The organism is Arthrobacter sp. H5 (genome assembly GCF_000520595.1).
In the GTDB taxonomy this organism is placed as follows: domain Bacteria; phylum Actinomycetota; class Actinomycetes; order Actinomycetales; family Micrococcaceae; genus Arthrobacter_D.
Window position 1 is genome coordinate 9,110 of record NZ_KI915022.1, and the last position, 8,300, is coordinate 17,409.

An 8,300-nucleotide genomic window follows, 5' to 3' on the forward strand; every position below is an offset into this window, starting at 1 on the left:
CCCCGCCGCTGCGGCGGACCGCGAAGCGGCGGTGTTCATCTCCAGCAGGGCCTGGTAGACGGCAGGGTCTTGTTGCCTGATATTCACACGCTCACTCATGGCGCCATGGTATCCCGGCCCCCGGGGTGACCGGACGGACACGGGCCTCTTTCGTTCCGGAGGAATCGATGCCTCCGATACTGGCCGAAGGCTCGGACCGCTTTCCTTCCGAGCATATTTACCGCAGAGGATGATGTGAATCATGTTTCCGGCCCGGGCGCGCGCGTAGAGTCGAATGGAATGGCCAACACTAGGTAGACCATCGCCTGTCAGAGTAGCGTTTTACGACCCGGAGGACCCTTGTGGCTTTGCGCCTTCACCATCTTCCGCCCCGCATAGCCTGCGGAGCCTTCATCCTCAACACCGGGATCACGAAACGGTCCCTGGACGTCGAGGCGGCAACCGGTCTGCGGGATCAGGCCGCCGTCGCATTTGCCCCGCTAAAGAAGATCGACCCTGTGCGTTTCGGCAAGATTCTCTCTACCTCCGAGATCATCCTGGGCGCGGCCCTGCTCGTCCCGGTGGTGCCCACCTGGCTGGCAGCTGCTGGCCTCACCGGTTTCTCGGGGGCACTGATGCGCATGTATTTCATGACCCCGGGCCTGACGCGGGACGACGGAATCCGGCCGGCTCCAGCAGGAATGGCCATCGCTCGGGACGTCTTTATGCTCGGCAGCGGGCTTGGCCTGCTCATCGATGAGCTCACTGACCGACCGGGAATACAAAGCATTCCGGCGTGGAAGCAGCGATGACCGAGAAGCCGGAAGCGGATCTGGAAGGACTTTCCGTCAGCGCATGCCAGGCCTCGCTGGGTTCGGCCAGCATTCATCAACGAAATAACCTAACCAACAAATTTGTGGAGACCGGATCATGACGTACGTGATCGCCCAGCCCTGTGTGGATGTCAAGGATAAGGCCTGCATTGAAGAATGCCCGGTGGACTGCATCTACGAAGGTGAACGGTCACTCTATATTCATCCGGATGAATGCGTAGACTGCGGCGCCTGCGAACCAGTTTGTCCAGTTGAGGCCATCTACTACGAGGATGACACGCCGGAGCAATGGGCCGACTACTACAAGGCCAACGTCGAGTTCTTTGACGATCTGGGTTCACCGGGTGGGGCTGCCAAGCTTGGCAACACGGGCAAGGACCATCCACTGGTCTCCGCGTTGCCTCCGCAAAATCAAAGCACCGACCTCTGAAAACCGGCTGTCAGGTGTGCAGGCATTTGAGAAGCGAACCAGTCCAAAATTTTCGCTATGGCTTGATCCGGGTCAAGGCATGTACTCCGCGCCTGACATGTAATGGAAGTACGAAGTTCCAGAACGAATAAGAAGATGAGGAAATGACCACCGTCAAGTTCCAGACTGAGCCGTTCACCTGCCCGTCGTGCGTGAAGAAGATCGAGAAGGTCGTCAGTAAGAAGGACGGAGTGGAGTCAACCCAGGTGATGTTCAATTCCAACAAGGTCAAAGTCGGCTTTGACCCGGACCGGATCACTGCCGAAGAAATCGCCAAAACCATCACGGAGTTGGGCTACCCCGTCGTATCCCAACAGTAATCCGGGTCAATCCCATCCGCTCACACCAAGAGGAGTTACATCATGGCAGATATGCTGCACTATACGATTCCAGATATTGCCGCCGACCATGCCGACTTCCGGCGCGTTATCTGGACCGGCGAGCATAGCCAGTTGGTGATGACGACCATCCCGCCCGGCGGTGAAATCGGCGCGGAAACCCACGAGCACACCGACCAACTGCTCAGCTTCGTCAGCGGCACCGGTGAAGGCACGGTCGGCGAAGAGACGCACCATCTTGACCCCGGTGATGTGTGCGCCGTGCCCGCAGGTACGATGCACAACTTCGTCAATACTGGTGAGGAACCGCTGGTCCTTTACACGATCTACAGTCCGCCCGAACATGCCGCCGGTGCTGCCTACACAACCAAGGAAGCAGCCGATGCTGCCGAGGCCTCCGGCCAGGACGCACCCCCTGCCCAATAGCAGCCTTTGAAATCCCTGCCCGACCGCCGCGGTCGGGCAGGGATTTCCTTTTAATACGCACTTGATCGGCGTCAAGGCGCCGGATGCCCGGGCGGCATGTAATGGAAGAGCAGAAACAAATCACACAATCCGGTACGAAAGCCGGGGAGGGAATCAGAGGAAGCACCATGTCTGGAAAATTGCAGGCCCGGATCGCCGGTCTCACCGGAGTTTTACTGCTGGTTGCGCTGGCCTTCCATCTCACCGAGCTGGACCAGCTCAGCGACACGGTCCTTTTCGTTGCGAGCATCATCTCCGGAACCCCAATCGCCATCAAGGCATTCCAGGCCGCCCGGGCCAACGCCTTCAGCATTGACCTGCTGGTGACAATTGCCGTGATCGGTGCCCTGATTATCGGTGAATACGTCGAAGGGGCGGTGGTGTCCTTCCTTTTCATTTTCGGCGCCTATCTGGAAGCCCGCACCCCGGAGAAGACCCGTCGCTCGCTGCGGGACCTGGTGGACATGGCTCCGCAGGAAGCCCAGGTGCTCCGCAACGGCCAGACCCTGACCCTGCCGGTCGAGGACATCGTCCAAAACGACCACGTCCTCGTCGCCTCCGGCGGCAAGATTGCTGTGGGTCCCCACCACTCCCCCAACAAATCAACATCCTGTCGCTATAGTAGACCTCCTTCTACGGCTTGTAGAAGGAGGTCTACTATAGAACCTGTACGGTTCCGGCTTCCACGGTCCTCTTTCCCCAAAAGGAAGGTTGCCTGCGGTCAACCTTGTTGCGCGCTACTGGCCGAAACCCCACCTATGAAGACCCGTATGCGTTTGAATTCCTGGGGCTCTCCGGGGAGGTAGCTGAAAGGGACCTGGAGCAGGCTCTGACGGAGCGGATTGTGGATACACTGCGGGAGCTGGGTCCTGGTTTCGCGTTCGTGAGCCGGCAGGTGCACTTCGACGTCGGCGGGGACGATTTCTACATCGACTTGTTGTTCTTCCACGTTGAGCAGCTGCGCATAACGCCGGGCAAACTGAACTTCTACGTCGCCCTGGTCGATGACAAGCTCAAACTCCCCGTCCACGGCGAAACCGTCGGCATCCTCATCTACGACAGCAGGAACGAGCACACCGTCCGCTACGCGCTGGGACGGGCGGACTCACCCATGGCAGTATCCACCTACACCGATGGAACCACTGCCGGCCAAGGAACGGGACGCCCTTCCCGCAGCCGATGAACTCTCCGCAGCCTTCGACCCGGAATCTGCCACACAAGGTCCATCATTCACGGGCGCATAGTCAAAACTCTCACAAACCCCACAGCACGTCAGATGGTTCGACAGTGGACTCGTGGCGTGCTGGGGTACAGGATGGGTAAGTCAGACTGTGGCTGCAGGACAGGGCCACGGGCCTGATAGTGGAAAGGATCTACCTATGTCGGATACGAGCGGAATGGCAGATAAAGCCAAGGATTATGCCCAGGACAACCCAGAGAAAGTTGACCAGGGCAAAGACAAGGCCAAGGACGCCCTCGACGGGCATAAAGACGGCGATCAAAAGTAGGAAGATCTCCGTCATAGCAAAGCCGGGCTGTCCTTCGGGGTGGTCCGGCTTTATCGTGACGGGCGCATGGCTTACAGATACGTCGACGGCGAGGTAAAGCTCTGCGGCTCCAGGGAAGAACCTGCCGCTGGGGTGATCTGTGTGAGCTGGTATGTTGACCACCGGAAGTGCTCGGCGGCCTTTGACCCCTGCTACCTGCTGCCACCGAAGGCGGGAACCACGACCGTCTTCACCGGACCATCAGTGTCAAAGCCACGTTCCTGTTGATAGTTTCCCCCGGTTGGGGAACCTGCTATTCGGCGCCGGCTGGAGCCGGTATGGTGAAACGGCTCCGCTGGGTTGCCGGTATCAGCCCAAGGGGCTGGCGGTTCGCCGACAGGAACGCCCTAGCGACCGGACAAAACGGCAGGACCGCTATCCTGCGCCGATGCGCGCTGTGCATGAGATTGGCCATCAGAGCCAAATCCAAACCACTGCCGGTGAACTCCTTGCTTAGCGACGTCCGCAGCACCCACATTTCATTGCCGCGCATCTCGTAGTCCGCCTGCCCGGCCAACGTGCCATCATCGTAGAGTTCAAAACGGGACTGCCAGGAATTATCTCGGATAACCGGTGCCTTCCCCGTCCGGACTCTCATACGATTGCCCCCGCACTTCGCAGCTCCAGTTATCCAGGAGCGCATAATAACGTCCAAGCAGGCCCCGATCCGGCTGCGGGTTATCCAGTCGAGCGAACAGCTGGTTATTCAGGCGTTCAAGTCGATGCATGTCCAGCGAAGTAAAATCCGTATCCAGAAAGTTTTCCGTGTGCCGCGCTTTTCGCAGTGTTGCCGGAACCCGGCGCATCATGATGCCCTACCGGCGAGCACCGGGTAGCTCCCCGCCACAGGGCAACTGAGCAATCTGACCGGGACAGTATAGGAAACAACCACCGCTGCCCCGTTCGGTGTTCTCACGGATTTTGTGGACAGCTGGAGCTGATCGAGGGCGGAAACTTCAATATGTTGTGCCTGGGAAAGGTCAACAGTGACCGCGATACCAGTGAACAGGGATGCGCTCCGCCGGATAATCGGGAGCAGCGCCTTGTAGCTTGTCTCCGCCAGACAACCGTTCAGGTCCAGAACGGCCGAAGCCCGGTCGATACGCATTCGGGCGGGTGGACCCAGTCCATGGCCCATCTAAGCTCGTTTCGCGAAACTAAGTCCCAAAGGCAACTGCTTCACCTGAAGAGTACTCTATCCGTCGGCCCGGCCCCCGTAGCTACCACGGCGCCGGTAGCGTCCTTCGCCATTGCCTGTTTGCGGAACTTCGATAGCACCCTCGGCAGGAAAGCATGAATATATTGTCAAAGAGCTCCTCCACCACCGGGTGCGCGCCCCTCTTTTGCCAGCAGATTCACCACCTGGCTTCCGCCCACACATCAACTCACTAGGTGAAGGTGCCGGCCGCGGCGTGGGTGAAGAGCCCAAGGCCGCCGACTATCGGCGTGGAAAGCCTGGCTTTCGCCCTGATCCTGGCCGGCGGAGACTGCGGGGCAGGCGGAAGCGATGGATAAGTCAAGAGGATCCCCCGGTACGAGTGCGGTGACCAAAGCTTATCCGCTGGACTAGCACCTTCACCGACCGCAGTACAGCCCTTCGGCGAATATGTGGATAACCTGCGCGGAACCTTCGCGAAACGGCCGGTGCTACGATTGCTACGGAGGTAAATCGATGGCAACCATCCCGCATCGTGAACTGCGCAATCAAAGCAGCAGGATTCTTGAGCGAGTCAAGAGCGGCGAAACGATCACAGTCACCAACAGCGGCGAGGTTGCTGCGCTTCTGATCCCGCCGTCGGCGTCACCTCTCGAGCAGCTGCTTCTTTCGGGCAATGCCAAACCGGCCATCGATGGCGGCGTGGATTTTCGTCTCCTTCCCCGGATACCGGGTGCCAGCACAACAGAAATCCTGTCTGACCTGCGGGGAGACCGTTGATCATCTACGTCGATACCTCGGCGGCACTCAAACTCGTGGTCGAGGAAAAGGAATCCGCCGCCCTCGCTGATTTCTTGTCCACCAGTTCCTCCGAGGGGAACAAGCTGGTCGCTTCCATGCTGCTCTACACGGAGCTGCACTGTGCTTCGCACCGGAAACTCAAGGGCGCCTCAGAACTCGTGAATCTGGTTCTCAGCGGAATTACCCTGGTGGACCTCACGCGATCGGACCTGATGTTTGCAGCAGCATTATCCGGTGGACTGCGGAGTGCGGACGCCATACATCTGGCTGCGGCGATCCGGCTCCAGGTAGATTCGCTGGTTGCTTACGACGGCGAATTGGTCGCCGCCGCAGTGAACGCAGGACTAACCGCCCTGTCCCCCGGCAGCTAATGCGCCCGTCTGGCTGACGTCAGGCCGCCGGGACCCGGACCGCAGCCGCGGGCCGCATCACCATCGAGCCAACGACGACGGCGATCACTAGCGCTCCCGCAACCCAGGCAAGGCCGGCGTAGCCGATGAGCGAAAGAACAAGACCCGCCGCCGCGCCGCCCGCCGCCCCGGTCAGGTTCATGACGAGGTCGGTGCGGCCCTGGATGCGCGCGCGGGCGGCACCGGTTGCAAGATCAGCGACCAGTGCGGACCCGGCTACCGTGGAAGCGCTCCAGCCCAGCCCCAGGAGCACCAGCCCCACCGTCACCAGAACGGGGTCCTCCTCCCCCAGCGCCACCACGGGCAGGGCAACCGCAAACAACCCCTGGCCAAGAAGGATTGTGGTTACCCTCCCCAACCGGTCGCTTAACCAGCCGAAAAGCGGCGAAAGGGCGAACATCCCGGCGATATGCAGGCTGATGGTCACGCCAATGATGGTCAGGCTCGTTCCGTGATTGATCAGGTGGACCGGGGTCATGGACATCACCGACACCATCACGGCATGGCTCAACGCGATGGCTCCGATAGCAAAAACCAAAGGCCCTCTGCCGCGCACCGCGCCCTCGGCGGATTGCTGCCCTGATTCCGAGGCCACTGACCGGCTGAGCACGTACGGATCCGGGCGCAGCCACACCAGATAGACGGCTGCGGCGGCACATTGCGCGGCGGCAGCGAACAGGAAGGAGCCAGTGAGCGGAGGCATCCCGAGCGTCTCGCCAAGGACTTCACCCGGGGCAAAAAGGTTCGGCCCGAGCACCGCGCCAACGGTGGTAAACCAGACCACCAACGAGAGATCCCTCCCCCGGTGCTGCTGGTCGGCGATGTCGGTCGCGGCGAACCGCGCCTGCAGGTTAACGGCAACGCCCGCGCCAAGCAGAGCAAAACCAACCAGCAGCAGAGGGAAGGAGAACAGCGCGGCTGCCCCGATGGTCACCACTGAGCCGGACGCAGCGATGAGGGCGCCGGTGGTGAGCGACGGCCGCCGTCCCAGGCGCCGGGCAAGCCGGGCCAGCGGAATGGCGCTGGCCGCAGCACCGAGCGTACTCATAGTGGTTGCGGCTCCGGACAGAGCGTCTGATCCGGAGATCTCAGCCGCCAGCACAGCACCGATCGCGAGAGTGGCGCCGATGCCAAGGCCGCCAAGGACCTGCGCCACGATCAGCACCCAGACTGTGCGCCGCTGAACGGCGCCGAGATCTACCGACGTTGACACGGAATCCGGGCTGTTTCACTGACGGTGCAATGCATTCCTCAAGCGTATTCCCACGGCGCCTTTAGGACGGCATGCTGGAGACAAACATTTTTCCTTCGGGATCCACACGATGGAGAATCTGTGCGGCAATAGCTGAGAGCTGGGCAATCTGTTCCGGGGTGAGCTGGTCCAGGACCAGACTTCTCACGTTTTCGACATGACCTGGTGCGGAACGCACAACCTTGCTCCACCCTGCGCCGGTAAGCGTGACATTCCGTGCGCGGCGGTCTTCCTTGCAGGCGCTCCGCTCCACAAGCCCCTCCTTCTCCAGCCCTGTCAGCACCCTCGACAGGCGCGGCAGACCGCAACAGTCACTGGCGACGTCGTCGTTCTCGCTGTTCCCTACCCCGCGCTCAAGGAAATCGCCGCGCAGTACGGTGACCAACTGGCCGGCAAGATTGTTGTTGACATCACCAACCCGCTGAACTTTGAGACGTTTGACTCGCTGGTAGTGCCAGCGGACGGCTCTGCCGCTGCGGAACTTGCCGCCGCTCTTCCCTCCTCCCACGTGCTGAAGTCGTTCAACACAACCTTTGCCGGCACACTTGCATCTGCAACCGTGGGCCCCAACCAAACCACCGTGCTCATTGCGGGCGACGATGCAGCTGCCAAGGAAACCCTTGCCGCCGCCATCACCGCTGGGGGCCTCGGCGCCATTGATGCCGGTTCGCTGAGCCACGCTCGTGAACTTGAGGCCATGGGCTTCCTACAGCTGACCCTTGCTGCAGGCGAGAAGATCCAGTGGACCAGCGGCTTTGGGATTGTGCGCTAACCTCGATCTTTCATCGGGTGGGGTCGCCTGTGGGTCAGGGCTTACCGGCTGCCTGATGTCCTGAATTATGGGATCCGGGTACGACATTTTGCCCGAGTGGTCTCGGGTGGGACTGGTTTCCACTGGTTCCAAAGGCTGTGATCTGCTTCGTCGGGACACTGAGCCGTCCGGTCTCAGCCGGGGGCCGGCAGGGCCCGGATGCGGTCCAGGGCCTGAAGAATCGCTGGTGTTTCCGGGGCTGCGGCTGCCAGATGCAGGATGAAGCGGCGGCCGGTGCG

Annotated in this window: 13 protein-coding genes; 9 read left to right on the forward strand and 4 right to left on the reverse strand. The window is 60.8% G+C overall.

From position 1 onward, the window contains the following. The first annotated feature begins 341 nt into the window (after nt 1-341). From Y708_RS26280 to Y708_RS26285, 6 genes are all read left to right on the forward strand, one after another. Complete coding sequence (locus Y708_RS26280; protein ID WP_051479177.1) at nt 342-791, forward strand: hypothetical protein; 450 nt, start codon at nt 342-344, stop codon at nt 789-791. A 118-nt stretch (nt 792-909) separates the two neighbouring features. Then, a complete protein-coding gene (gene fdxA, locus Y708_RS0118710; RefSeq protein WP_028281109.1) occupies nt 910-1,242 on the forward strand; it encodes a ferredoxin in 333 nt (110 codons plus the stop codon). Between the two features lie 143 nt (nt 1,243-1,385). Further along, a complete protein-coding gene (locus Y708_RS0118715; RefSeq protein WP_026551360.1) occupies nt 1,386-1,601 on the forward strand; it encodes a heavy-metal-associated domain-containing protein in 216 nt (71 codons plus the stop codon). Nucleotides 1,602-1,643: 42 nt separating this feature from the next. Continuing rightward, a complete protein-coding gene (locus Y708_RS0118720; protein WP_035776834.1) occupies nt 1,644-2,045 on the forward strand; it encodes a cupin domain-containing protein in 402 nt (133 codons plus the stop codon). Between the two features lie 167 nt (nt 2,046-2,212). Then, the gene (locus Y708_RS28680) at nt 2,213-2,890 is read left to right on the forward strand and encodes an HAD family hydrolase (protein ID WP_081747011.1); all 678 of its coding nucleotides are present in this window, start codon (nt 2,213-2,215) and stop codon (nt 2,888-2,890) included. Continuing rightward, nucleotides 2,815-3,267: a PDDEXK nuclease domain-containing protein gene (locus tag Y708_RS26285; protein ID WP_051479178.1), complete on the forward strand. Its 453-nt coding sequence runs from the start codon at nt 2,815-2,817 to the stop codon at nt 3,265-3,267. Before Y708_RS28680 ends, Y708_RS26285 begins: the two co-directional genes overlap by 76 nt. 190 nt (nt 3,268-3,457) lie before the next feature. Here the strand turns inward: Y708_RS26285 and Y708_RS30530 are convergent, their stop codons facing one another. Continuing rightward, a complete protein-coding gene (locus Y708_RS30530; RefSeq protein ID WP_216699839.1) occupies nt 3,458-3,607 on the reverse strand; it encodes a hypothetical protein in 150 nt (49 codons plus the stop codon). A gap of 829 nt (nt 3,608-4,436) precedes the next feature. Next, nucleotides 4,437-4,739: a hypothetical protein gene (locus tag Y708_RS30535; protein WP_028281113.1), complete on the reverse strand. Its 303-nt coding sequence runs from the start codon at nt 4,737-4,739 to the stop codon at nt 4,437-4,439. A 564-nt stretch (nt 4,740-5,303) separates the two neighbouring features. Between Y708_RS30535 and Y708_RS0118750 the strand changes: the two genes are divergently transcribed. Then, the gene (locus tag Y708_RS0118750) at nt 5,304-5,567 is read left to right on the forward strand and encodes a type II toxin-antitoxin system Phd/YefM family antitoxin (protein ID WP_028281114.1); all 264 of its coding nucleotides are present in this window, start codon (nt 5,304-5,306) and stop codon (nt 5,565-5,567) included. Further along, nucleotides 5,564-5,959: a type II toxin-antitoxin system VapC family toxin gene (locus tag Y708_RS0118755; RefSeq protein ID WP_028281115.1), complete on the forward strand. Its 396-nt coding sequence runs from the start codon at nt 5,564-5,566 to the stop codon at nt 5,957-5,959. Before Y708_RS0118750 ends, Y708_RS0118755 begins: the two co-directional genes overlap by 4 nt. Nucleotides 5,960-5,978: 19 nt before the next feature. Here the strand turns inward: Y708_RS0118755 and Y708_RS0118760 are convergent, their stop codons facing one another. Continuing rightward, nucleotides 5,979-7,211, reverse strand: a complete 1,233-nt coding sequence (locus Y708_RS0118760) for an MFS transporter (RefSeq protein WP_028281116.1) — start codon at nt 7,209-7,211, stop codon at nt 5,979-5,981. Between the two features lie 61 nt (nt 7,212-7,272). Further along, nucleotides 7,273-7,398 (reverse strand): hypothetical protein, encoded by a 126-nt coding sequence (locus Y708_RS31590; RefSeq protein ID WP_343212994.1) that lies wholly within the window; start codon nt 7,396-7,398, stop codon nt 7,273-7,275. A 9-nt stretch (nt 7,399-7,407) separates the two neighbouring features. Here Y708_RS31590 and Y708_RS26295 point away from each other — a divergent pair, with 9 nt between their 5' ends. Then, nucleotides 7,408-8,022 (forward strand): NADPH-dependent F420 reductase, encoded by a 615-nt coding sequence (locus Y708_RS26295; protein WP_081747010.1) that lies wholly within the window; start codon nt 7,408-7,410, stop codon nt 8,020-8,022. Nucleotides 8,023-8,300: the final 278 nt, after the last annotated feature.

Bases quoted from the DNA above. Each gene is read 5' to 3' on its own strand.
- Y708_RS30530 (WP_216699839.1), bottom strand. From the start codon at position 3,607: ATGACGGAGATCTTCCTACTTTTGATCGCCGTCTTTATGCCCGTCGAG.
- fdxA (WP_028281109.1), top strand. From the start codon at position 910: ATGACGTACGTGATCGCCCAGCCCTGTGTGGATGTCAAGGATAAGGCC.
- Y708_RS0118715 (WP_026551360.1), top strand. From the start codon at position 1,386: ATGACCACCGTCAAGTTCCAGACTGAGCCGTTCACCTGCCCGTCGTGC.
- Y708_RS30535 (WP_028281113.1), bottom strand. From the start codon at position 4,739: ATGCGTATCGACCGGGCTTCGGCCGTTCTGGACCTGAACGGTTGTCTG.
- Y708_RS28680 (WP_081747011.1), top strand. From the start codon at position 2,213: ATGTCTGGAAAATTGCAGGCCCGGATCGCCGGTCTCACCGGAGTTTTA.
- Y708_RS26295 (WP_081747010.1), top strand. From the start codon at position 7,408: ATGACCTGGTGCGGAACGCACAACCTTGCTCCACCCTGCGCCGGTAAG.
- Y708_RS0118720 (WP_035776834.1), top strand. From the start codon at position 1,644: ATGGCAGATATGCTGCACTATACGATTCCAGATATTGCCGCCGACCAT.
- Y708_RS0118750 (WP_028281114.1), top strand. From the start codon at position 5,304: ATGGCAACCATCCCGCATCGTGAACTGCGCAATCAAAGCAGCAGGATT.